Origin of the sequence: Allobosea lupini, from assembly GCF_900109525.1 — a bacterium.
Classification (GTDB): Bacteria; Pseudomonadota; Alphaproteobacteria; order Rhizobiales; family Beijerinckiaceae; genus Allobosea; species Allobosea lupini.
On the sequence record NZ_FOAN01000002.1, the window covers coordinates 102,910 to 123,299 of the forward strand.

General features: G+C 67.6%; 25 protein-coding genes. 8 read left to right on the forward strand and 17 right to left on the reverse strand.

The features are described from left to right. Nucleotide 1: 1 nt before the first annotated feature. Nucleotides 2-922, reverse strand: a complete 921-nt coding sequence (locus tag BMZ21_RS05960; protein ID WP_091830867.1) for an AEC family transporter — start codon at nt 920-922, stop codon at nt 2-4. 165 nt (nt 923-1,087) lie between these two features. Then, on the reverse strand, nt 1,088-1,537 hold the full coding sequence (locus BMZ21_RS05965; RefSeq protein WP_167561551.1) for a thermonuclease family protein: 450 nt from the start codon (nt 1,535-1,537) through the stop codon (nt 1,088-1,090). 189 nt (nt 1,538-1,726) lie between these two features. Between BMZ21_RS05965 and BMZ21_RS05970 the strand changes: the two genes are divergently transcribed. Then, nucleotides 1,727-3,247, forward strand: coding sequence for a sensor histidine kinase (locus BMZ21_RS05970; RefSeq protein ID WP_091830871.1), 1,521 nt, complete (start codon nt 1,727-1,729; stop codon nt 3,245-3,247). A 20-nt stretch (nt 3,248-3,267) separates the two neighbouring features. Here BMZ21_RS05970 and BMZ21_RS05975 read toward each other — a convergent pair whose 3' ends face one another. Further along, complete coding sequence (locus BMZ21_RS05975; protein WP_091830873.1) at nt 3,268-3,615, reverse strand: winged helix-turn-helix transcriptional regulator; 348 nt, start codon at nt 3,613-3,615, stop codon at nt 3,268-3,270. A 109-nt stretch (nt 3,616-3,724) separates the two neighbouring features. Here BMZ21_RS05975 and BMZ21_RS05980 point away from each other — a divergent pair, with 109 nt between their 5' ends. The 3 genes from BMZ21_RS05980 to BMZ21_RS05990 all read left to right on the forward strand — a co-directional run bounded on the left by BMZ21_RS05980 (nt 3,725) and on the right by BMZ21_RS05990 (nt 5,169). Further along, nucleotides 3,725-4,429, forward strand: a complete 705-nt coding sequence (locus BMZ21_RS05980) for a glutathione S-transferase family protein (RefSeq protein WP_091830875.1) — start codon at nt 3,725-3,727, stop codon at nt 4,427-4,429. Between the two features lie 102 nt (nt 4,430-4,531). Further along, nucleotides 4,532-4,768 carry an AbrB/MazE/SpoVT family DNA-binding domain-containing protein gene (locus BMZ21_RS05985; protein WP_091830878.1) on the forward strand — a complete coding sequence of 79 codons (237 nt, stop codon included), beginning with the start codon at nt 4,532-4,534 and terminating at the stop codon, nt 4,766-4,768. Next, nucleotides 4,765-5,169, forward strand: a complete 405-nt coding sequence (locus BMZ21_RS05990; protein WP_091830880.1) for a PIN domain-containing protein — start codon at nt 4,765-4,767, stop codon at nt 5,167-5,169. Before BMZ21_RS05985 ends, BMZ21_RS05990 begins: the two co-directional genes overlap by 4 nt. A 7-nt stretch (nt 5,170-5,176) precedes the next feature. On the opposite strand, the gene cobT is transcribed toward BMZ21_RS05990, so the two are convergent. Beyond that, nucleotides 5,177-6,208 (reverse strand): nicotinate-nucleotide--dimethylbenzimidazole phosphoribosyltransferase, encoded by a 1,032-nt coding sequence (gene cobT, locus BMZ21_RS05995; protein WP_091830883.1) that lies wholly within the window; start codon nt 6,206-6,208, stop codon nt 5,177-5,179. A 107-nt stretch (nt 6,209-6,315) separates the two neighbouring features. Here cobT and cobS point away from each other — a divergent pair, with 107 nt between their 5' ends. Then, on the forward strand, nt 6,316-7,164 hold the full coding sequence (gene cobS, locus BMZ21_RS06000) for an adenosylcobinamide-GDP ribazoletransferase (protein WP_244543721.1): 849 nt from the start codon (nt 6,316-6,318) through the stop codon (nt 7,162-7,164). Next, nucleotides 7,161-7,361 (forward strand): DUF1289 domain-containing protein, encoded by a 201-nt coding sequence (locus tag BMZ21_RS06005; RefSeq protein WP_091830885.1) that lies wholly within the window; start codon nt 7,161-7,163, stop codon nt 7,359-7,361. Before cobS ends, BMZ21_RS06005 begins: the two co-directional genes overlap by 4 nt. Here the strand turns inward: BMZ21_RS06005 and BMZ21_RS06010 are convergent. From BMZ21_RS06010 to BMZ21_RS06050, 9 genes are all read right to left on the reverse strand, one after another. Then, nucleotides 7,318-7,785, reverse strand: coding sequence for a GNAT family N-acetyltransferase (locus tag BMZ21_RS06010; RefSeq protein WP_091830887.1), 468 nt, complete (start codon nt 7,783-7,785; stop codon nt 7,318-7,320). The two genes, BMZ21_RS06005 and BMZ21_RS06010, sit on opposite strands and share 44 nt — an antisense overlap. A gap of 11 nt (nt 7,786-7,796) precedes the next feature. Continuing rightward, a complete protein-coding gene (locus tag BMZ21_RS06015; protein WP_091832302.1) occupies nt 7,797-8,630 on the reverse strand; it encodes a sulfite exporter TauE/SafE family protein in 834 nt (277 codons plus the stop codon). Between the two features lie 165 nt (nt 8,631-8,795). Then, the gene (locus BMZ21_RS06020; RefSeq protein WP_091830889.1) at nt 8,796-9,302 is read right to left on the reverse strand and encodes a DsrE family protein; all 507 of its coding nucleotides are present in this window, start codon (nt 9,300-9,302) and stop codon (nt 8,796-8,798) included. A gap of 24 nt (nt 9,303-9,326) precedes the next feature. Further along, nucleotides 9,327-9,956, reverse strand: coding sequence for a hypothetical protein (locus BMZ21_RS06025; RefSeq protein ID WP_091830891.1), 630 nt, complete (start codon nt 9,954-9,956; stop codon nt 9,327-9,329). Beyond that, nucleotides 9,953-10,987 carry a TAXI family TRAP transporter solute-binding subunit gene (locus BMZ21_RS06030; RefSeq protein ID WP_091830893.1) on the reverse strand — a complete coding sequence of 345 codons (1,035 nt, stop codon included), beginning with the start codon at nt 10,985-10,987 and terminating at the stop codon, nt 9,953-9,955. Before BMZ21_RS06030 ends, BMZ21_RS06025 begins: the two co-directional genes overlap by 4 nt. A 51-nt stretch (nt 10,988-11,038) precedes the next feature. Then, nucleotides 11,039-12,922 carry a coiled-coil domain-containing protein gene (locus tag BMZ21_RS06035; RefSeq protein ID WP_143079660.1) on the reverse strand — a complete coding sequence of 628 codons (1,884 nt, stop codon included), beginning with the start codon at nt 12,920-12,922 and terminating at the stop codon, nt 11,039-11,041. Nucleotides 12,923-13,146: 224 nt separating this feature from the next. After that, nucleotides 13,147-13,599, reverse strand: a complete 453-nt coding sequence (locus BMZ21_RS06040; RefSeq protein ID WP_091830897.1) for a PaaI family thioesterase — start codon at nt 13,597-13,599, stop codon at nt 13,147-13,149. Between the two features lie 6 nt (nt 13,600-13,605). Further along, nucleotides 13,606-14,607, reverse strand: a complete 1,002-nt coding sequence (dusA, locus tag BMZ21_RS06045) for a tRNA dihydrouridine(20/20a) synthase DusA (RefSeq protein WP_425285410.1) — start codon at nt 14,605-14,607, stop codon at nt 13,606-13,608. Between the two features lie 83 nt (nt 14,608-14,690). After that, the gene (locus BMZ21_RS06050; RefSeq protein WP_091830899.1) at nt 14,691-14,885 is read right to left on the reverse strand and encodes a hypothetical protein; all 195 of its coding nucleotides are present in this window, start codon (nt 14,883-14,885) and stop codon (nt 14,691-14,693) included. A 37-nt stretch (nt 14,886-14,922) separates the two neighbouring features. On the opposite strand from BMZ21_RS06050, the gene BMZ21_RS30265 reads away from it, so the two are divergent. Next, nucleotides 14,923-15,090, forward strand: a complete 168-nt coding sequence (locus tag BMZ21_RS30265; protein WP_167561552.1) for a hypothetical protein — start codon at nt 14,923-14,925, stop codon at nt 15,088-15,090. 22 nt (nt 15,091-15,112) lie between these two features. Here the strand turns inward: BMZ21_RS30265 and BMZ21_RS06060 are convergent, their stop codons facing one another. After that, nucleotides 15,113-15,502 (reverse strand): DoxX family protein, encoded by a 390-nt coding sequence (locus tag BMZ21_RS06060; protein WP_091830903.1) that lies wholly within the window; start codon nt 15,500-15,502, stop codon nt 15,113-15,115. 178 nt (nt 15,503-15,680) lie between these two features. Here BMZ21_RS06060 and BMZ21_RS06065 point away from each other — a divergent pair, with 178 nt between their 5' ends. Then, nucleotides 15,681-17,741 carry an ATP-dependent helicase gene (locus BMZ21_RS06065; RefSeq protein WP_091830905.1) on the forward strand — a complete coding sequence of 687 codons (2,061 nt, stop codon included), beginning with the start codon at nt 15,681-15,683 and terminating at the stop codon, nt 17,739-17,741. A gap of 7 nt (nt 17,742-17,748) precedes the next feature. Here the strand turns inward: BMZ21_RS06065 and BMZ21_RS06070 are convergent, their stop codons facing one another. From BMZ21_RS06070 to BMZ21_RS06080, 3 genes are read right to left on the reverse strand one after another with little or no spacing between them, the layout of a single operon-like run. Continuing rightward, nucleotides 17,749-18,543: an amino acid ABC transporter ATP-binding protein gene (locus tag BMZ21_RS06070; protein ID WP_091830907.1), complete on the reverse strand. Its 795-nt coding sequence runs from the start codon at nt 18,541-18,543 to the stop codon at nt 17,749-17,751. Further along, nucleotides 18,540-19,451: an amino acid ABC transporter permease gene (locus tag BMZ21_RS06075; RefSeq protein WP_091830909.1), complete on the reverse strand. Its 912-nt coding sequence runs from the start codon at nt 19,449-19,451 to the stop codon at nt 18,540-18,542. Before BMZ21_RS06075 ends, BMZ21_RS06070 begins: the two co-directional genes overlap by 4 nt. Before the next feature lie 11 nt (nt 19,452-19,462). Beyond that, nucleotides 19,463-20,353: an ABC transporter substrate-binding protein gene (locus tag BMZ21_RS06080; RefSeq protein ID WP_091830911.1), complete on the reverse strand. Its 891-nt coding sequence runs from the start codon at nt 20,351-20,353 to the stop codon at nt 19,463-19,465. Nucleotides 20,354-20,390 lie beyond the last annotated feature (37 nt).

Genomic DNA, 20,390 nt, shown 5'->3' on the forward strand with positions numbered 1-20,390 from the left:
ATCACCCCGGCGCAAGTAGGATCAGCGCGAGCGGCACCGCGACCGCGGCCACCACCGTCTGCAGCGCGCAGATGCCGGCCATCAGCGGGGCATCGCCACCGAGCTGGCGCGCCATCACATAGGAGGACGAGGCGGTCGGTAGCGCCTGAAACAGGATGGCGAGGGTCGCCGCCGGGCCGCCGAGGCCGAAGCCCTTCAGCGCCGCATAGGTCGCGAGCGGCATCAGCACGAACTTGACCGCAGAGGCGACCAGCGCCGGCTTCAGCCCGCGGCCGAGCGCGCCCCAATCGAGCGCCGCGCCAACGCAGAGCAGGCCAATCGGCAGCGAGGCCTGGCCGAGCGCCTTGAGGCAGCCCTCGACGCCAGGCGGCAGGCCAAGGCCGCTGAGCTGGATGGCGATGCCGAGCACGCAGGACATCAGCAGCGGATTGAGCGCAAGGCCCCGCAGGATGCCGCGCAAGGTCGGCTGGGCCGAGCCCCAGCGGGCGAAGACGAGGACGCAGAGCACGTTGACGGTCGGCACGATCGCGGCGTTGGCCACAGCCGCCAGCGGCAATGCGGATGCGCCCAGCATGCTGCCGGCCGCGCTCAGGCCGACATAGTTGTTGAAGCGGATGCCACCCTGGAAAACCGAGGTGAAGGCGGCGTCGCTATAGCCGAGCCAGGGCTTCGCCAGGACCAGCAGCGCCGAGACGGCGACAATCGCGGCGATCAGCGTCAAAGCCAGCTCGGCGACGGGCAGTCCCCTAAGATCAGCCATCGCCAGCGCGTGGATGAAGAGGGCCGGGAGCAGCACATAGTAGCTCAGCCGCTCGGCCTGCGGCCAGAACGCGTCGGGCAGGAAGCGCAGGCGCCGCATGGCGTGGCCGAACGCGATCAGCAGGGCGATCGGCGCCAGAGCGAGCAGGATCGCGCCGATCATGCCCTGAACTCACAAGCGGGCAACCAAGTGGGCAGCAATGTCATGCGGCAGCGAATCCGGCGCGGGAGCAGGAAGAAGACGATTCTTCTTTAGGTCGCCCTCACCAGAGACGAAACCGCCTGAACTGTCAGCGGGATTGAGGAATTCGCATGGCCCGCCCAGGCTTCAACGCGGATGGCTCCTGCGCCACGCTTCCGGCCGCTCGAAGCTCGTCGCCCAGATGCCGCGGCCGGCCGCCTTCGCCTCAGCCTCCTCGGCCTGATAGGCGCCATAGGAAACCGCGTGGCCCTGGCGTACCAGAGCCGCGTTGATCTCGGCGTCACCCTGGCGGCAGCGCGCCAGTCCGCGGCCATAGCGATCGGCGCGGGAGATCATGCAGTTGACGTTGCCGAGCGCCAGCATCGCGGCCAGCGCACGCCTGGCCTGCCGGCCGCAGGCAACCTCGCCACCGGTACGATCGCGGCAGGTCTGCCGGTATTCCGGCGCGTCGATGCCGTCCAGGCGCAACTCTTCGCCAAGAAGCCTGATCGAATCGCCATCGATCGCCTCGGCCGCTCCGGCGAGATCGCGCCCCGAGCCGAGACGATACTGCAGGACTGCTCCCGCGATCGCCAAAAGCAGAAGGAATCCAAGGGCTACGACAAAGTCGACGGATCGGCCGACCCGCCGCCAGCCGAACGGTCCGTAGCTGCCTGTCCTGAATCCGAAGCGTGCCATCAGCATAAGCTTAACGATTTCTCGCCAATCATGGCGAGCCGGAGCGCGAAGGTTGCGCTGCCGGACGGGAGCCTTTGACTTCGGATCATGCCGGAACTGACAGCCGAACAGGTGCAGCGCGGCCGCGGACCCGATCCGACCGTGCTGGCGCGCCGCAAGCTGATCAACCGCGAGGTCCGGTCGGCGCGGGAGAAATTGACCTCTTCGACCGGTCTCCAGCGCGCCTTCGACTACGAACTGATCCGCGTCTTTGCCCAGTATCGGCTGAACGGTTCGGCCGGCACGCTGCTGCTCGCCTTGCTGGTCGCGGCGGCCGCCTGCGTCTGGGTGCCGTTCTATGTGGTCTCGGGCTGGCTCTGCCTGGTGGTGCTGACCTCAGCCTTCGCGGCCGTGCTGTGCCGGCGCTTCCTGGCCGAGCCTTCCGCAGCCGCCCGCGTCAGCTTCTGGCGCAAGCTCCTACCTACCGCCGAACTGCTGCACGGTCTGTCCTGGGCCCTGCTGGCCGGCCTTTTCGTCGGCATCGAGGCACCCGGCGCCCGCTTCTTCCTGATGACGGCGCTGCTGATCGTCAGCGCGCTCACGGTGACGCTCGCCGCGACGATCCCGATCGCGGTCTATTTTGGCCTCGCGCCGATCGTCAGCGCGATCATCCTGTCCTTCAGCGGCCGCTCCGACATCGACAGCGTCACCATGCTGCTGATGGCGGTCTGCGCACAGCTCTTCTTCATCTTCCTGACCAACCGACTCTATTCGACCTCGGTCGAGACCATCGAGTTCCGGGCCGAGAAGGATGCGCTGATCGCCGAGCTCGAAACCGCCAAGGCCAATTCCGACGAAGCCAGGCGCAAGGCGGAGGAGGCGAACCTCGCCAAGTCGCGCTTCCTGGCGACGATGAGCCACGAGCTGCGCACCCCGCTCAACGCCATCCTCGGCTTCTCCGAGGTGATGAAGAACGAGGTGTTCGGCCCACATACCAATGCCTCCTACAAGGAGTATTCCGGCGACATCCATTCCTCAGGCCAGCACCTGCTGACGCTGATCAACGAGATCCTCGACCTCTCTCGCATCGAGGCCGGCAAATACGAGCTCAGCGAGGAGGCGATCAGCCTCGCGGCGATCGCCGACGATGCAGCCCACATGCTCAACCTGCGCGCCAAGGCCAAGAGCCAGACAATCCGCCAGGCTACCGAGCCCGATCTGCCGCGGATCTGGGCCGATGAACGCGCGATCCGCCAGGCTGTGCTCAACATCATCGCGAATGCGATCAAGTTCACCCCGCAGGGCGGCGAGATCTCGATCAAGGTCGGCTGGACCGCGACCGGCGGGCAATATGTCAGCATCAGCGATACCGGTCCTGGCATTCCCGAGGACGAGATCCCGGTGGTGATGCAGACCTTCGGGCGTGGCTCCCTTGCGATCAAGACCGCCGAGCAGGGCTCGGGTCTCGGCCTGCCGATCGTCAAGGGGCTGATCGACCTGCATGGCGGCGGCTTCCGCATCAAGTCGAGCCCGCGCGCCGGCACGGAAGTGACGATCACGCTGCCCGCCGAGCGGGTGATGGACACGCTGCCGGCGCTGCCGGAGCCGAACGAGCGCTCGGCGGCCTAAGCGCTCCTGCCGCGGAGGCGCTACGCCGCCCGACGCACGCCTGCCGTGCCTTTCCGCTCGACCTCGCCCTCCTCCCACCAGTCGCCAAGCGCGTCGATCAGCGGTACGAGGCGCTGACCAGCGGCGGTCAGCTCGTAATCGACCCGGCGCGGATAGCCGTCGTGGTCGATGCGCCGGACGACCCCGGCCGCTTCCAGCTTGCGCAGTTCCAGCGCGAGCATGCGATGCGAGACGGTCGGATTGTCGCGCCTGAGTTCGTTGAAGCGCTTGGTGCCGTCCTTCAGATAATAGAGCAGCAAGGTCGGCCAGCGGCCGCTCAGCACCCGCATGACGCTCTCGATCGAGCAGTCGGACACGACGTCCTTCATGATCCGTTCCGCGCGTGGTTACAAAAAAGTGCGTAATTTACATGGGGCGGCGAGTGACTAGGTTCCACCCCGCTGCGCAGCGTTTCCCAACCAGAACGGAAAACGCAAGATGGAACCGATTCTCGTTTATGGCTACCCGGCCGGCACCTCGATGGGCCTGGTCGCGGCTCTGGAATGGCTTGGCCAGCCCTACAAGCTCAGCCGCGTCGACATGCTCGGCGAGATGCGCGAGCCACCCTACAAGCGGATCAACCAGCGTGTCGAAACGCCGGTCTTGATCACGGATAAAGGCCGGCCGCTGACCGAGACCATGGCGATCGCCGCCTATCTCGAGGCGCGCGACACAGAGCGCAAGATCAGCTTCGATCCGCTCTCGCCCGAAGCCGACCGCATGCACCAGCTGATGGGCTTCCTCAACACCGGCTTTACCGGCGCCTTCACGCCGTTGTGGGTGGCGCTGGAGCTGCCCGAGCCCGATCCGGATTTCGAGGCGGCACTGCGCCGTTTCGGGCGCGAGCGCGTGATCGAGCGCCACGACAGGCTGGAAGAAATGCTCGATGGCGGGAACTGGCTGGCCGGCGGCAAGCACAGCCTCGCCGACGGGCTGCTCGCAGGCGTGGCGCGCTGGCTGGAGTACCATGAGGTCGCCAATCTCTCGCGCTGGCCGAAGCTGCAGGCGCTGCGCCAGCGGGTCGAGGCCGATCCGGCGGTGGTCTTCGCGACCGCGCTGGAAAACGGCGATACACCGGCCGGCGGCGGCGCCTTCAAGGGTCATGTGCCGTTGGCCGAGGTGATCGAGCGCTTCGGCGCCTGACACGCGAAAGACGCGCCGGGCCGAGCGTCCGGCGCGTCTTGTATGCTTGATCGCAGCACCCATGATATACATGATCCGTGTATATCAAGCAGGAGATGATCCATGCAGGTGGCACGTTGGGGCAACAGCCTCGCCATCCGGATACCCACCGCCGTCAGTGAGGCGTTGGCCCTCAAGGAGGGCGACGATGTGGAGATCCGTATCGCCGATGACCGCACCTTCCTGATCGCTCGCGACGAGCGCAAGCCGCAGGCGCTTGCCCGCATCCGCAGCCTGCGCAAGCCGCTTCCTCCCGGCTGGCGCTTCGATCGTGACGAGGTCAATGAGCGCGCGCCGTGACGCGCGCCTTCCTCGACAGCAATGTCGTGGTCTATGCCTTCAGCGACGATCCGCGGAACGGCGTGGCCGAAGAGTTGCTCGGCCGCGGCTGCGAGATCAGTGTCCAGGTCCTGAACGAGTTCGCCCATGTCGCGCGGCGCAAGCTCGGTCTCTCGTGGGCCGAGATCTGCGATGCAGTCGAGGCGATCACCACGCTGAGCCGAACCGTCCATCCGCTCGATCTCGTCACGCACCAGGACGCCGTGCGCCTGGCTGAGCGGCACAAATTCGGCTTCTACGACGCGCTGATCGTCGCCAGCGCTCTGCGCGCCGGCTGCACGGTTCTCCATAGCGAAGACCTGCAGCACGGCCTTGTCGTCGAGGGGCAGCTTCGGATCGAGAATCCGTTCCGGGCGGAATAACCGAGCTCTACTCGCCCTTCTGCGAGACCTGTGCCTGTGCGAAGGTCGCCATGCCGGAATGGACGCCGGCGGCGGCCTTGACCAGGCCGGCCGCGAGCGCGGCGCCCGTCCCTTCGCCGAGCCGCATGTCGAGCGCCAGCAAAGGCTGCTTGCCGAGCTTGACCAATGCCTGCGCATGGGCGCCCTCGGCCGAGAGATGGCCGGCGATGCAGTGGTCGAGCGCGGAGGAGTCGAGCGCGTGCAGGATCGCTGCGGCGGCGGTCACGACATAGCCGTCGAGGATCACCGGGATGCGCTGCAGGCGGGCGGCGAGGATAGCGCCGCAGATCGCCGCCATCTCGCGGCCACCGAAGCGGCGCAGCACTTCGAGCGGATCGTTCAAATGACTGGCGTGAAGCTTCAGCCCGGCCTCGACCGCGGCGATCTTGCGCCTCAGCCCGTCCTCGTCGACGCCGGTGCCGCGGCCGCACCACTGGGCCGCGCCGCCGCCATAGAGCGCGGCGAAGATCGCGGCCGCGGAGGTGGTGTTGCCGATGCCCATCTCACCGAGCGCCAGCAGATCGGCGCCACCCGCGAGCGCCTCCATGCCGAAGGCCATGGTGGCGACGCAGGCGCGCTCGTCGAGCGCATCTCCTTCGGTGAAATCGCCGGTCGGCAGGTCGAGCGCAAGGTCGAAGACCTTGAAGCCGAGATCGTAGGCAGCGCAGATCTGGTTGATCGCGGCACCACCGGCGGCGAAGTTCTCCAGCATCTGCCGCGTCACGCTCTGTGGAAACGCCGAGACGCCCTGGGCGACGACGCCGTGATTGCCGGCGAAGACGCAGACCAGGGGCCGGTCGACCCGCGGCGGCGCCTTGCCCTGCCAGGCGGCGAGCCATTCGGCGATCTCCTCCAGCCGCCCGAGGCTGCCGGCCGGCTTGGTCAGCTCCTTGTCGCGGGCGCGCACCGTGTTGGCCGCGGCCATGTCGGGGCCGGGCATGTTGGCGATGAGATTGCGGATATCGTCGAAGGGCAGGCCGGAGGCGGGCATCGCAGACATCTGAGGAAGCCGATCTTGAAAACCTGAGGAATCGGGCAGCGCGAGATCGCCGCCGCGCAGCCGCTGCTGCTATAGGCTGGAGCGGACGAAGACAATCCGAGGGCAGCGTGACGCAGACCGACAGCGATGATGCGACGCAGGCAACGGCGCCCGCCTGGCCGGGCTGGCTGATCGCGACCGCAACCTGCATCCGCTTCTATTCGCGCCTGCCGGTACCGGCGCTGCCGGGCGAGACCGCACACACCCTGCCCGATTTCCGGCTGGTGCCGCGCGCCCTGCCCGTCGCGGCGCTGGTCATCGCGCTCCCTGCGACGCTGATCGCACTGCTGGCCGGCCTTGCCGGCGTCAACGCGCTGCTGACCGCAGCGCTCACCGTGACCGCGCTCGTGGTGACGACCGGCGCCTTCCACGAGGACGGGCTCGCCGACAGCGCCGACGGGCTGTTCGGCGGGCATACGCCGGAGCGGCGGCTGGAGATCATGAAGGACAGCCGCGTCGGTACCTTCGGGGCGCTGGCACTCGGCCTGTCGCTGTTGCTGCGGGTGAGCGCGCTCGCGGCGATCCAGCAAGGCGCTGGTGCTTGGGCGGCCGCGGCAGCCGTGCTCGTCGCGGCGCCGTGGTCGCGCGTCGAGGGTCTTCGCATCCTCGCGACGACCCCGCCAACCCGGCGCGACGGCGCCTCCGCCACGGTCGGACAACCCGATCGATCGGTACTGCCGGTCGCCTATGGCTTGTCGGGTGCGCTCGCCCTGTTGCTGGTCGCAGCCGGCGCCCTCCCCTTTGCTGGCGTCCTGATAGGCCTGGCCCTCTCGGCGCTGACGACCCTCTGGCTGTCGCGCACCGCCATCCGCCTAATCGGCGGGCAGACCGGCGACATCCTCGGCGCGGCGCAGCAGCTCGGCGAGATCGCGATCTATCTCGGCCTCGCCATCGTCATCGGCTGGGGCGGGCAATGAGCGCGATCTCGAGCCCCTGCATCAAGATCTGCGTGATGGATCCCGCGAGCAAGCTTTGCCAAGGCTGCGGGCGGACCCTGCAGGAAATCGCTCAATGGTCGCGGCTCTCGGAGGCGGAGCGGCTCGCCATCATGGCGATGCTGGAAACGCGCCTCAGCCGTCCGCGAGACGGGCAAGCTCCTCGCCGGTCAGCCTGAAGAAGACCTTCTCCTGGTGCTGTTTGGCGCCGAGGTTCCCGTAGAAGCGCAGCAGGCGCTCATCATCACGCGCCGCCGTCCAGTCGATCCGGCCAAGGCCGCGAGCGAGCGCGAGCCGCGCCAGTTCGGCGAGCAGCGCCCTGCCGGCGCCGAGCCCGCGGGCGGCCTGCGCCACATAGATTTCCTTGAGGAAGCAGCCGGGCCGGAGACCCGGACCGGGGTAGATCGCCGAAAAAGCAGCGAAGCCGACGATTGCGCTGTCGTGCTCGGCGACGAGGAGTTCGGTCCCGGCCGGCCGGTTCGCCAGGCCGGCGCGGATTTCGGCATCGGACGGACAGGGCACACGGTAATGCGCCTGCATCTCAGCCATCAGGCCGGCCAGACCGGGATGATCGGCCACCTCGCAGGCGCGTATGGCGACCATGCCCGCCTCGCTCAGGCGATCAGCGACCAGAAGAAGCGGGCGCAGACCACCAGCAGGAAGATGCCGAAGGCCACCTCCAGCCGGCGCTTCGACAGCCGGTGCGCCAGGCGCGCGCCGATCGGCGCCGTCCAGATCGAGGTCGGAATAAACAGCAGGAAGCCGATGAACGAGACATAGCCGAGCGAGAGCGGCGGCAGGATGTCCATCTTCGGCCAGCCGGCATAAATGTAGCCGAGCGCGCCGGGGATCGAAATCAGTACGCCGAGGCCCGAGGAGGTCGCGACCGCCTGGTGGATCGGCCGGCCGTAGAAGGTCATGAACAGGCTGGAGAGCTGGCCTCCGCCGATGCCCATCAGCGCCGACAGGATGCCGATGACCACGCCATAGATCCGCATCAGGAGGGGACCCGGCATATCGTCGCCGAGCTTCCAGCGGTCGGAGGCGAAGAGCAGGCGCATGGCGCTGGCGAAGGCGACCGCGACGAAGACCGCCTTGAACACATCGGGCGGGGCATAGCGCGCTATCACGCTGCCGCCGATCACACCGAGCACGACGGGAACGGCCCAGATCTTGATGATCGAGGTGTCGACCATGCCCTTGGCGAGATGGGCCCGGTAGGAGCGGATCGAGGTCGGGATGATCACCGCCAGCGACGTGCCGACGACGAGCGGCATGCGGACTTCCTCCGGCACGCCGATCACCCGGAAGACCTCGTAGAGCACCGGCACGATGACGGCGCCGCCGCCGACGCCGAACAGGCCCGCGAGCAGGCCGGTGACGGCGCCCGCCGCGATCAGCGACACCGCGAGGAAGATCAGGTCGTTCAGGGGAATGCCGGCGATCATCATGCACCCGAGCCAGGACAGGTCGGGCTGCTCTTAGGCCTTTGTCCGGAAAGGGCAAGGTTCAGGCGGCAAGGCAGGCATGCGCCGAGGCGACCGCGTCATCGGCGCAGCGTCGCGGCAGACTGCGCGGCGGAGCGGTCCCGACGCGCCCGAAACGGGTGCCGGTCACGGCTTGACGTAGGTCCAGCCCTTCTCCTGCAGCTCCATAACCCGGACGACGCCGGACTTCACCACCGTCGCCTCGGGGATCAGGGCAATCTCCTTGTTCTCGGCCTTGCTCATATTGCCCTGGGTGTTGCCGCAGGCCTTGAAGGAAATGGCCGGCGTGCTCAGGGCGATCGTCGAGATCCGCGCCTTCACCGGCGAGGTGTCGTCGCGCAGCATGTGCAGGCCGGGCCCGAAGGTAACGACCTCGATCTCCACCTTCTCGCCGAGCTCCTGATAGTACTGCGCCACATTGGTCGCGTTGTTGAGCGCAAGATTCATCATCGCGGGATCGTTGGTGTTCACCTGCAGGATGAGCCGGTGTGGCTTCCTGTCGGGCACTGGCGGCTTCGGTGCCTGCACGGCGCTCTGCTTCGTGGCCTGCGCCATCGCGGGCGAGGAGGCGAAGGTGACAGCGAGGCCGGCCAGCAGAGCAGCGCCAAAAGCATCTTTGAACCTTATCGTCATCGGATTCCACCCATGGTTCGAGGACTATTCGCTACGTGGCCTGGCAAGGGTGCGCGGCCATTTGCAGGCTGCGGCGACCCTGTCCCGCGCCGCTTTCAGGCCGACGAGGCTGAAATGCGCGTCATGGACGGCGCCCGCGCGCGTGCCGAGACGGATCGCGATGCCCCCCTCATTGGGGAGCGACAGCAGCAGGCCGACCACATCGCCCCTGAAGGCAACCCCGGTCCCGTAGGACGGCCGGCCCGCCGCGAGTTGCACGGGCTGGCTGTCATCGACGCGATAGGACAGTACGGAGTCGGCTCCGCTCTCGGATGCGGCCGGCCCGCCAAGGACCAACTCGGTCCGGCCACCGCGGCAGTGAATGGAAAGCTGCTTCAGGGCGCCGTTGGCACCGCCTTCGGCGAAGGCGGTGGCGGTGACGATCGGCGTGTAGTCGATCGGTGACGTAGTCTCGCTGACGATCCAGCCATCGGCATCTCCCGCGGGACGCCTGGGCACCGTCACAGGCTGCGGCAGCTTGTTCAGGCAGGCAGGCCGCTCCGCCGGATCGAGCAGCGAGCAGGCGCGAAGCTGCGCCATCGGATCGGGCGCCCCCTGTGCGAAGGCGACCTGGCTCGCAACCTCGAAGACGACGGAGAGCATGATCAGCTTCATTGGCTCGCACGTTGCGTCTGCGCCTTGCGATCCAGCCAGTCCTGCGCTGCCGGGAAGCGGTCGAGGCCGGGCACGGTCGCGGCGAGATTGATCGACTTCCATTTCGGGTCGAAGCCCGGTGCCTGCAGCTTCTCGACGCGGCTGAACAGGGTGTCGACGAAGCGCGCGACGCGCTCGTAGCGGTTGGTCTGGGGCGCCCAGTTGAACGCGACCAACGCGGTCGGCACCGCGATCGTCGAGACCCGCTCGCCCGCCTTGATCAGGCCGGGATATTCGCCGGCCTCCAGCACCGCCGGCAGATAATAGTCCTCGAACCTGCTGTCATAAGCCACCGGAAGGAACTTGAAGCCGGGCTCGAAGCGTCCGCGGACGAAGGCATCGACCGGCTTCGAGGTGATGAACACCACGCCCGCCATCTCGCCCTTGCGCATCTGTTCGAGCGCGAGCTGATGCGGGATGAAGGTGTTGTCGGCATTGATGCCGAGACGGCTGAAGATCAGCGGCCCCGAATAGGCGGCAGCGGTTCCGAGCGTGTTGAAGTTCACCTTCTTGCCGGCGAGATCCTGCAGGCTCTGGATCTCTGGCCGCACGAAGACATGCAGCTCCGAGGGGAAGAGATTGAGCACATAGGTGATCTTGCGCCGGATCTGCGGCAGCTGGGCCTTGTACTCCTCGAGCGCGTCGGAATTGATGATCGCCGTGTCGATGCCGCGCAGATAGAGCAGCGAATTCAGGTTTTCGGTGGCGCCGCGGGTGACGATCGGCAGCACGTGCAGGTTATTCCCGTCGTCGACGACGCGGGCCATCTCGGCTCCGAGGCGAAGCGGCGCGCCCTCCAGCAGGCCCGCTGCAAGACCGACCGTCCAGGCGTTGGCCTTGTCCTGCTCCGTCGCGGCCGGCCGGACCATGCGTCGTGGCTGGCCGGAGCTCGTCTGCAAGGTCTGCGCCTCCAGGCCGGGCAAAGCGAGCATTGAAACGAGCGCCGCCAACCCGGCCAAAAGCAGCAGGGACCGTCCTGAAGGCATCTTCATCCCGCACTCTCCTCTGGAAGCCACCCGTCGTCCGGCGTCCGACATCGAGCGCTATCGCGGCAACGCGTCGACACGATCCTTCGCCTCCTGAATGCCCCCGACCTGCGCCCGCGCATAAAGCTCGCGGGCCCTCGCGATCTCGCCGCGCGTGCCATAGGTGCCCCAGGCGGACAGGATGCGGGGATCGTAGGTCTCCGCGAGCATGAAGCTCGCCCTGGCACTGCCCATGTCGGCTGCGCGTTCGAGCACGGCCCGGGCGGAGCCGATGTCGCCTTGAGCGAGCAGCGCGCTCGCCCTGGCGATCAGCCGCATCGCCTCGGGGCTGTTGCGAGCTTCTCCGGCCGTCGGCGGCAACGGCGCGCCGGCTGTGATCGTTTGCGCGGGCCTGGGAGGCTCCCTGGCTACGGTCGCAGGCTGCGCCGCCGCAGCGCGCAGCGACGCCACTTCCTCCGCTACGGTCGCGCCACGGTCCCGTTCCTGCTGGAGCGCCTGACGCAGCTCCGCGATCGTGCCCTCGCTCGCCTGCCTGAGCTTGTCCGTTTCCCCGCGCGCACTTTGCAGCTGCGCCAGCTGGGTTTCGACCTCCCGCTGCGCGGCGGCCAGTTCACCGGCCAGGGCCGCCCGTTGCGCGCGCTCCTGCTCGATGGCCTGGCGATATTGGGCGATGCCGGCTGCCTGCTCCTGTCGCAGCGCCGCAAGCTGCGCTACGGCAGCCGCCTTCTGCCGCTCGAGTTCGAGCCCTTGCGCCGCCCGCGCCGCCTCCGCCTGCCGGAGCTGGCCTGCCTCCTCGCCGGCCTTGCGCAATTGTGCCGCCTGCGCCTCGCTCTCACGCCGCACTGCCGCCAGCTCGGCCACCAGCGCTGAACGTTGCCCACGCTCCTCGTCGAGGGCTTGACGATGCTGCGCCGCAGCCGTGGTCAACGCCTGCCGCACGGCTGCGGCTTGGGCGATGGCAGCTGCCTTCTGCCGCTCCTGCTCCTGGAATTGCACGGCCCTCGCAGCGTCGGCCTGCCGGAGTTGCCCCGCTTCCTCTGCGACCTTGCGCAGTTGCGCCGCCGCTTCGCGCTGCGTGGCCGAAAGCTCCTGCGCGAGAGCGGCAGCCTTTTGCCGCTCCTGCTCGAGCGCCTGCATGGCTTTCGCCGCCTCCGCCTGCCTGAGCTGGGCCGACTCCTCGCCGACCTTGCGCAACTGCGCCGCCTGCGTCGCCATGTCACGCTGCGCGGCCGACAGTTCCTGCGCCAGAGCGGCCGCCTTCTGCCGCTCCTGTTCCAGCGACTGGGAGCCCGTTGCCGTCGCGAGTTGCTTGAGCTGTTCGAGGTCGTCGCTTGCACTTCGCAGCTGGGCCGTCTGAGCCTGCAATTCGCGCTGCGAAGCCGAGAGCTGATCGGCCAGTGCGGCACGCTGTGCGCGCTCGCCGTCGAGCGCCTGGCGATGCTGAGCTGCCGCTGCCACCAATTCCTGCCGCGCAACTATGGCTTCCTGCGCCAGTGCAGATGCCTTGTCCTGCTCCTGCCGCAATGATTGTTCGTTCCTGCTGGCGTCGCCCTGCAACTGCGCTTTCAGGGCCGCGATGGCGCCGCGGGCCTCGGCCAGCTCCCGCGACATGGCAGCGATGCTGGAGGCCTCGCCGGCGGGCAGGACGAGTGGCGCGCGCTCCTTCAGCTGACCGGGCTCCGGTCGGTCCGCGTTGCGCGGGACAAGGAGAAGCAGAACCGCGGCCGCAACCCCGCACGCCAGAGGGGTGAAACGGCGCCGTAGCGGTGCTCGGCTTGGCCGATCGGATTTTCCCGACCTGTCCTGCCGGTTGCTTTGGCCCGGCGCGGCGGGTGGCGCACTTGTCAGCGTCCAGTGAGCGGTATCGATCGTCAGGCCCGCCTCGTCCCTAGCGACGACAGCCTTCCCATCTCCTGATGCGCTTTCGATCGCGTCGCGCATGTGGCTGACGCCTCTTGGTCGGCGGCATGCACCTGGCGAACCGGGCACGAGCGACTTCATTCCGGCCGATGCGAACCTCGGCGCCTGTGCGAAGGACGCCTGCGGGAGTGTCGACCACACCCTCGCCGGCATCGAGCTGACCTCAGATCGGATAGCTCCAGAAGACGGGCAAAGGGGCAGGAGCCTGCCCGAACGGAGTACCCTGCCGAAAGCGACCCGCTCGGCTAGTCGCTGACGCCCTCGCGCGCGACGATCGTCATCAAGGTCGCCGTCAGCATGGCGCAGAGCTTGGGCTTGCCGTCCGTCACCGCGAAGACCTCGGCCATGGCGAGCGTCAGGGTACGGCCGGCCTTGACCACCCGGCCCTTCGCGACGAGCTCGTCGCCGGTGGCGGGCGCCAGCAGGTTGATCTTGAACTCGGCGGTGAGGATGCCGCTGCCGGCCGGCATGGTGGTGAGCCCGGCATAGCCGGCGGCGCTGTCGGCGATGGTCGCGACCGCGCCGGCATGGACGAAGCCGTGCTGCTGGGACAGATGCGGTGACGCCGGCATGGCGATCTCGACCTCGCCCGGCGCGACGCGCACGAGCCGGGCGCCGAGCGTCGTCATCATCGCCTGCCTGGCGAAGCTCGCCTCGATGCGAGCGACGAGGGCAGGATCGGTCGCCTGGTCAGCCATCAGCGCTCACTCCGCGGCGATCGCCGCCGGGGCTTCGCGCTCGACATGAGCGATCGCAGCGCGCAGTTCGGCGAGACCCGCTCCCGCCAAGACGCAATGCTCGGACAGGTGGCGACGGAACAGGCGCGAGCCGCGCCGGCCGGGGAAGAGCCCGACAAGATGGCGGGTGAAGGCATGCAGGCGCCCGCCCCGTTCGAGATGGGCAGCGATGTAAGGCTCGAGCGCCTCCAGCATCGCGAAGGCGTCCGCGACCGGGGCATCCTCGCCGAAGAGCAGCGGATCGACCGCGAGCAGCACTTCCGGATTCTGATAGGCCTCGCGGCCAAGCATGACGCCATCGAGATGGGCGAGATGCGGCAGCCATTCGTCGGGATGCCTGATGCCGCCATTGAGCGAGACGATCAGATCGGAATTGGCCGCTTTCAGCCGATAGGCGCGCTCATAGTCGAGCGGCGGGATCTCGCGGTTCTCCTTGGGCGAGAGCCCCTGCAGCCAGGCCTTGCGGGCATGGACCACGAGCGCATCGACGCCGGCCGCACGCACGGCAGCCGTCAGCGCATCGAGCGCCGCTTCCGGGTCCTGGTCATCGACGCCGATGCGGCATTTCACCGTGACGGGGGTCGAAACGGCCGCCTTCATCGCCGCGACGCAATCGCCGACCAGCGACGGCTCGCGCATCAGGCAGGCGCCGAAGGCCCCACCCTGGACACGGTCGGAGGGGCAGCCGCAGTTCAGGTTGATCTCGTCATAGCCGAAATCGGCGCCGATCTTCGCGGCCTCTGCCAGCAAGGCCGGATCATTGCCGCCGAGTTGAAGCGCGACCGGGTGCTCGACATCATCGAAGCCGATCAGCCGCTGCCGATCGCCGCGCACCACCGCCTGCGCCGTCACCATCTCGGTATACAGCCGGGCGCGGCGCGACATCAGGCGATGGACGATCCGGCAATGCCGATCGGTCCAGTCCATCATCGGGGCCACGGAGAAACGGTGGTCTGCTGCGGTCATCATCTACGGTCTGGCGTTGCCGGAACCCTGCTGGCGAGCGCAGCGCCGTAGCAGATTTCCCGCCCTCCATATAGTGCGCCGGCGCTCTACTGGAATGTGAGGTTCGCTTTCGCAACGATCTCGGCATAGACGGCGCGGTCGGCAGCGATGCGCGCAGCGAACTCGGCAGGAGTCGAGAAATTCGGCAGGACACCGAGCGTCTTGAGCTGCTCCTGTGCCTTCGGATCTGCCAGCGCCTTGCCCGCCGCGGCGTTGAGCTTGGCGACGACCTCGGGGTTCATGCCGGCAGGACCTGCGAGCCCGATCCAGGTCCGGATCGTGCCGGAAGCGATCCGGCCGCTCCAAGAGCTGTTCGCGCCGATGGCAGAGCGCTCAACCGCGCTGATGAGGCAATACAGCGTCGACGAACTCGCGCTGATTGCAGACTTCGTTGAGAAGGGCACCGCCCTCGCGCTGGAGCGCGCCAGGCAGCTGGAGGGCGACTAGCCCGGCGCTGCCGGGCCCGCCGCTACGCTCGAACGACCGGAAAAAGGGCGCGCAGCCGCCCGTCGCGGAGCCACAGGCCGCCCCACATGAACAGCCCAAGATAGAGGCTGAAGAGAATATGGCTGAAGAGCGGGCTCCCGGCCCGGATCTGCGTCGCCATCGCCCCGCCGAGCAGGCCCATCATCAGGATCGCACCCAGCAGTGCCGTGCGCGGAACGAGGTAGAGGACGAGGCAGGCCAGCTCGATCAGGCCTATCATGAAGGCATAGCCGACCGGCCAGCCGAGCTGCGCCATCGTCTCCTCGGCCACCGGCATGCGCAGCAGCTTGGGCGTCACCGACGCGCCCAGCATGAAGAGGGCGAAAAGCCCGGTCAGGACGCGGCCCGTCCAGAGCATGGCATTCTTGGTCATAGGCGTCTCCCTCGATTCCGGTGCCAGGAAACCGCAGCGCTCGTCATCGCATGACAGGAACGATCCGGCGGTCCGGGCCTGGCTTCTTGCTGACGCGTGACTTAGCCGGCGACGTCATTCGACGTTGCCCCGACCGTGCATGTTATGTTCCCGTTCGCGAGCACAGGTCGAATCACGCATGAACGCGCACGTCTATCTCGACAGCCTCAACCCGGCGCAGCGTCGGGCGGTCTCGCATGGCGGCGATGCGGCCCCTGCCCCGCCGGTGCTGATCATCGCCGGCGCCGGCTCCGGCAAGACCAACACGCTGGCGCACCGCGTCGCCCATCTGCTGGTCTGCGGCGCCGATCCGCGGCGCATCCTCTTGATGACCTTCTCGCGCCGCGCCGCCTCGGAGATGATCCGCCGCGTCGAGCGCATCGCCCGCAAGGTGATGGGCGACGGCGCCGGGGTCGCGGTCGATGCGCTGAACTGGGCCGGCACCTTCCATGGCGTCGGCGCGCGGCTGCTGCGCGACCTCGCCGAGCAGATCGGGCTCGATCCCGCCTTCACCATCCATGATCGGGAGGACGCCGCCGACCTGATGAACCTGGTCCGGCACGAGCTCGGCTTCTCGAAGACCGAGGCGCGCTTCCCGACCAAGGGAACCTGCCTCTCGATCTATTCGCGCTGCGTCAACGCCGAGCAGCCGATCGAGGATGTGCTGCGCCTGTCCTATCCGTGGTGCATCGCCTGGGCGGAGGAGCTGAAGCAGCTCTTCGGATCTTACGTCGAGGCCAAGCAGCAGCAGAACGTGCTCGATTACGACGACCTGCTGCTCTACTGGGCGCAGGCAATGTGCGATGGCGACCTCGCGGCCGATGTCGGGGCGCGCTTCGACCACGTCATGGTCGACGAATACCAGGACACCAACCGGCTGCAATCGTCGATCCTGCTGGCGCTGAAGCCCGATGGCCGCGGGCTGACGGTGGTCGGCGACGATGCCCAGTCGATCTATTCCTTCCGCGCCGCGACCGTCCGCAACATCCTCGACTTCCCGCTCGCCTTCTCGCCACCCGCTGAGGTGATCACGCTCGAACAGAACTACCGCTCGACGCAGGCCATCCTCGGCGCCGCCAACGCAGTGATCGACCTGGCTGCCGAGCGCTTCACCAAGAACCTCTGGACCGACCGGGCGACGGGTGCCGCGCCCGAGCTGGTCAATGTCCGGGACGAGGCCGACCAGGCGCGCTTCATCGCCGAACAGGTGCTGGAGAACCGCGAGGCCGGCACGACCTTGAAGCAGCAGGCGGTGCTCTTCCGCGCCTCGCATCATAGCGGCCCGCTCGAGATCGAGCTGACGCGCCGGAACATCCCTTTCGTGAAATTCGGCGGGCTGAAATTCCTCGACGCCGCCCACGTCAAGGACCTGCTCGCGCTGCTGCGCTTCGTCGAGAACCCGCGCGACCGGGTCTCGGCCTTCCGCGTGATGCAGCTCATGCCAGGCGTCGGGCCGACCTCGGCCCAGCGTGTCATCGAGCACCTGGCGCAGGCGCCGGACGGGGCGGAAGCTCTTCGCCATGCTCCGGCGCCTGCGCGCGCGGGAGAGGACTGGATCGCCTTCGTCGAGGCGATCGAAGCGCTGCGCTCGGGCATGTCGGGCTGGCCGGCCGAGATCGAGCGGGCAAGGCTCTGGTACGAGCCGCATCTGGAGCGCATCCATGAAGACGCGACGACGCGGCAGGCCGACCTGCTGCAGCTCGAGCAGATCGCCGGTGGCTATCCCTCGCGCGAGCGCTTCCTGACCGAGCTGACGCTCGACCCGCCGGACGCGACCAGCGATCAGGCCGGCGTGCCGCATCTCGACGAGGACTATCTGATCCTCTCGACCATCCATTCGGCCAAGGGGCAGGAATGGAAGTCGGTCTTCGTGATGAACGTCGTCGACGGCTGCATCCCGATCGATCTCGGCGCCGGCGCCAAGGACGAGATCGAGGAGGAGCGCCGGCTGCTGTATGTCGCGATGACGCGCGCCAAGGACGATCTGCATCTTATGGTGCCGCAGCGCTTCTTCACGCATGGCCAGTCGTCAACCGGCGACCGGCACGTCTATGCGGCGCGAACGCGCTTCATCCCGAACACGCTGCTGAAGCATTTCCAGCGGCGCGCCTGGCCGCTGGCGGCACAGGCCGGCTCGCGGCCGGTTTCCGCCGGCCCGAAGATCGACGTGCGCGCCAAGATGCGCGGCATGTGGCGCTGAGCTGCCCTCAGGCCGCTTCGCGGATGAAGCGGCTGAGGAAGAGGCGCGTGCGCGGATGGCTCGGATTGGCGAGCACCTCTTCCGGCCTCCCCTGCTCGACGACGAGGCCGCCATCCATGAAGACGACGCGGTCGGCCGCCTCGCGGGCAAAACCGATCTCATGGGTGACGACGATCATGGTCAGGCCCTGGCCGGCGAGATCGCGCATGGTCGTAAGCACCTCGCCGACGAGCTCGGGATCGAGCGCAGAGGTCGGCTCGTCGAACAGCATCAGCTTCGGCCGGATCGCCAGCGCCCGGGCGATGGCGACGCGCTGCTGCTGGCCGCCGGAGAGCTGGCGCGGATAGGCATTCGCCTTCTCGGTCAGCCCGATGCGGCCGAGCAGCTCCATGGCGTAGTCGGTCGCGTCCTTGCGGGAGTGACCGTGCACGCCGACCGGCGCCTCGATGATGTTCTCCAGCGCCGTCATGTGCGGGAAGAGGTTGAACTGCTGGAAGACCATGCCGATCTGGCGGCGCTGCGCGGCAATGGCACGCGGCGACAGTTTGGTCAGCCGCTCGCCGCTCAGCCGGTAGCCGATCTGCTCGCCGGCGACCATGATCGAGCCGCGATCGATCGCCTCCAGATGGTTGATGCAGCGCAGGAAGGTCGACTTGCCGGAGCCCGACGGGCCGAGCACGACGACGACCTCGCCGGGCATGACGTCGAGATCGATGCCCTTCAGCACCTCGTTGTGGCCGAAGGATTTGTGAACGTTGCGGGCGCTGACCAGCGGCGCGGCCTCTGTCGCGATCCGGCTCATGAGGTCGCCTCCGCGATGGCCGGCATGCGCTCCACCGCACCGCGCTCGCCGCGGGCATAGTAGCGCTCGATGAAGCCCTGGCCGATGTTCAGGACGGTGGTGATGACGAGATACCAGATCACCGCGACCATCAGCATCGGGACGACCTCGAAGGTGCGGTTGTAGACCGCCTGCACCGAATACAGCAGGTCGGCCATGGCGATGACGCTGACCAGCGAAGTCGCCTTGATCATGCTGATCAGCTGGTTGCCGGTCGGCGGCACGATCGAGCGCATCGCCTGCGGGATGATCACCCGCCACAGCGCCCTCGCCCGCGTCATTCCGAAGGCGTCGCTCGCCTCGGTCTGGCCCTTGTCGACCGAGAGCAGGCCGCCGCGGATGATCTCGGCCATATAGGCGGCTTCGTTCAGCGAGAGGCCGGCGATCGCCGCCGTCATCGGCGTGATCAGGTCGTTGGTGTGCCAGCTGACCAGCGTCGGCCCGAACGGGATCGATATCGAGATCTCGGGGAAGAGCGTCGAGAGATTGTACCAGAAGATCAGCTGGACCAGCAGCGGCGTGCCGCGGAAGAACCAGATGAAGAGGCCCGCGAAGCCGCTGAACAGCCGGTCGTCCGAGAGCCGCGCGATCGCCAACAGCAGGCCGATGATGACGCCGATCACCATCGCGACGACGCTGAGCCCGAGCGTGACATAGAGCCCGCGCAGGATCGACTCGGCCGTGAACCATTGCGCCACGACCGGCCAGCCGAAGTTCGGGTTCCAGGCGACGATCCAGGCGAAATTGGCGGCGACTGCGAGCACGAAGGCCCAGAGCAGCCAGCGCCCCCATTCGACCGGTCGGTGGGCGTTGGCGACGTCGCGCAGCGCCGCCTGTCGGTCCTGCATCGGCTCAGCCGCGCTGCTCATGGCCCGCTCGCTCAGTTCTTCGAGAGGTTGATGCCGGGCTCGCCGATCATGTTGTTCTCGAGCCCCCATTTCTTGAAGATCGCCTCATAGGTGCCGTTCGCCTTCAGCGCCTTGATGCTGGCGAGAAGGACTTCGCCGAGCGGCGAACCCTTCGGCACCACCGCGCCCTGGAACAGGTCCTGGAAGCCGTTGGCCTTGCCGACCGCGGCGAGTTCGAGATCGCCCTTGGCCTGCTGGACGAAATAGGTCAGCGGCGCCTGCGAGGAGAAGAAGCCGTCGGATCGCCTGGAACGGACCGAGAGGATCGAGGTCGGCTGGTCGGTGAAGGACATCACCTCCAGCGCGGGCTTGCCCTCGGCCGCGCATTTCTCGGCCTGTGCCTTGATCACCTTCTCGGCCGAGCCTGCCGACATCACCGCGATCTTCTTGCCGCAGGTGTCGTCGAGACTGGCGATCGCCTTCGGATTGCCCTTCTGCACGGCGAAGATCACGTATTCGCGGACATAATCGACGAAGTCGTTGGCTTCCTGGCGTGTCTTGAAGTCGCCGATCGGGCCCATGGCGAACTGGTAGCGGCCTGCGGCGATACCGCTCAGCGCCGCGGCGAGCCCGCTCACCGTCGCATGCTCGATCTTGACGCCGAGGAGCTGGCCGATGGCGTCGGAGAGCTCGGCAGCGGCGCCGGTCATCGTCTTGGCGTCGGTGACGATCTCATAAGGCGGGAAGGAGCCGTTGTTGACCGAGATCATCTTGCCGGCCGTGCGGATCGCCTCCGGCAACTTGGCGCGCAGGGCCTCGTCGACCTTCTGCTCGGGTATCTTGATGCTGGCGTCCTGGGCGAAGGCCGGAGCCTGCAGGAGCGCTACGGCCAGGGCGGCGGCTCCAGCGAATTTCACGATCATAGTCATGGCGACGTACCCCTTTTATGATTGTCAGTAG

Bases quoted from the DNA above. Each gene is read 5' to 3' on its own strand.
- BMZ21_RS06015 (WP_091832302.1), bottom strand. From the start codon at position 8,630: ATGATCGCCGGCATTCCCCTGAACGACCTGATCTTCCTCGCGGTGTCG.
- BMZ21_RS06025 (WP_091830891.1), bottom strand. From the start codon at position 9,956: ATGAAGCTGATCATGCTCTCCGTCGTCTTCGAGGTTGCGAGCCAGGTC.
- BMZ21_RS06075 (WP_091830909.1), bottom strand. From the start codon at position 19,451: ATGAGCAGCGCGGCTGAGCCGATGCAGGACCGACAGGCGGCGCTGCGC.
- cobT (WP_091830883.1), bottom strand. From the start codon at position 6,208: ATGTCTGCGATGCCCGCCTCCGGCCTGCCCTTCGACGATATCCGCAAT.
- BMZ21_RS06035 (WP_143079660.1), bottom strand. From the start codon at position 12,922: ATGCGCGACGCGATCGAAAGCGCATCAGGAGATGGGAAGGCTGTCGTC.
- BMZ21_RS05960 (WP_091830867.1), bottom strand. From the start codon at position 922: ATGATCGGCGCGATCCTGCTCGCTCTGGCGCCGATCGCCCTGCTGATC.
- BMZ21_RS06060 (WP_091830903.1), bottom strand. From the start codon at position 15,502: ATGACCAAGAATGCCATGCTCTGGACGGGCCGCGTCCTGACCGGGCTT.
- BMZ21_RS05980 (WP_091830875.1), top strand. From the start codon at position 3,725: ATGGAACCGATTCTCGTTTATGGCTACCCGGCCGGCACCTCGATGGGC.
- dusA (WP_425285410.1), bottom strand. From the start codon at position 14,607: ATGATGACCGCAGCAGACCACCGTTTCTCCGTGGCCCCGATGATGGAC.
- BMZ21_RS05975 (WP_091830873.1), bottom strand. From the start codon at position 3,615: ATGAAGGACGTCGTGTCCGACTGCTCGATCGAGAGCGTCATGCGGGTG.
- BMZ21_RS06040 (WP_091830897.1), bottom strand. From the start codon at position 13,599: ATGGCTGACCAGGCGACCGATCCTGCCCTCGTCGCTCGCATCGAGGCG.
- BMZ21_RS06050 (WP_091830899.1), bottom strand. From the start codon at position 14,885: ATGAACCCCGAGGTCGTCGCCAAGCTCAACGCCGCGGCGGGCAAGGCG.
- BMZ21_RS06065 (WP_091830905.1), top strand. From the start codon at position 15,681: ATGAACGCGCACGTCTATCTCGACAGCCTCAACCCGGCGCAGCGTCGG.
- BMZ21_RS06030 (WP_091830893.1), bottom strand. From the start codon at position 10,987: ATGAAGATGCCTTCAGGACGGTCCCTGCTGCTTTTGGCCGGGTTGGCG.
- BMZ21_RS06020 (WP_091830889.1), bottom strand. From the start codon at position 9,302: ATGACGATAAGGTTCAAAGATGCTTTTGGCGCTGCTCTGCTGGCCGGC.
- BMZ21_RS05985 (WP_091830878.1), top strand. From the start codon at position 4,532: ATGCAGGTGGCACGTTGGGGCAACAGCCTCGCCATCCGGATACCCACC.
- BMZ21_RS06070 (WP_091830907.1), bottom strand. From the start codon at position 18,543: ATGAGCCGGATCGCGACAGAGGCCGCGCCGCTGGTCAGCGCCCGCAAC.
- BMZ21_RS06005 (WP_091830885.1), top strand. From the start codon at position 7,161: ATGAGCGCGATCTCGAGCCCCTGCATCAAGATCTGCGTGATGGATCCC.
- BMZ21_RS06010 (WP_091830887.1), bottom strand. From the start codon at position 7,785: ATGGTCGCCATACGCGCCTGCGAGGTGGCCGATCATCCCGGTCTGGCC.
- BMZ21_RS05970 (WP_091830871.1), top strand. From the start codon at position 1,727: ATGCCGGAACTGACAGCCGAACAGGTGCAGCGCGGCCGCGGACCCGAT.
- BMZ21_RS06080 (WP_091830911.1), bottom strand. From the start codon at position 20,353: ATGATCGTGAAATTCGCTGGAGCCGCCGCCCTGGCCGTAGCGCTCCTG.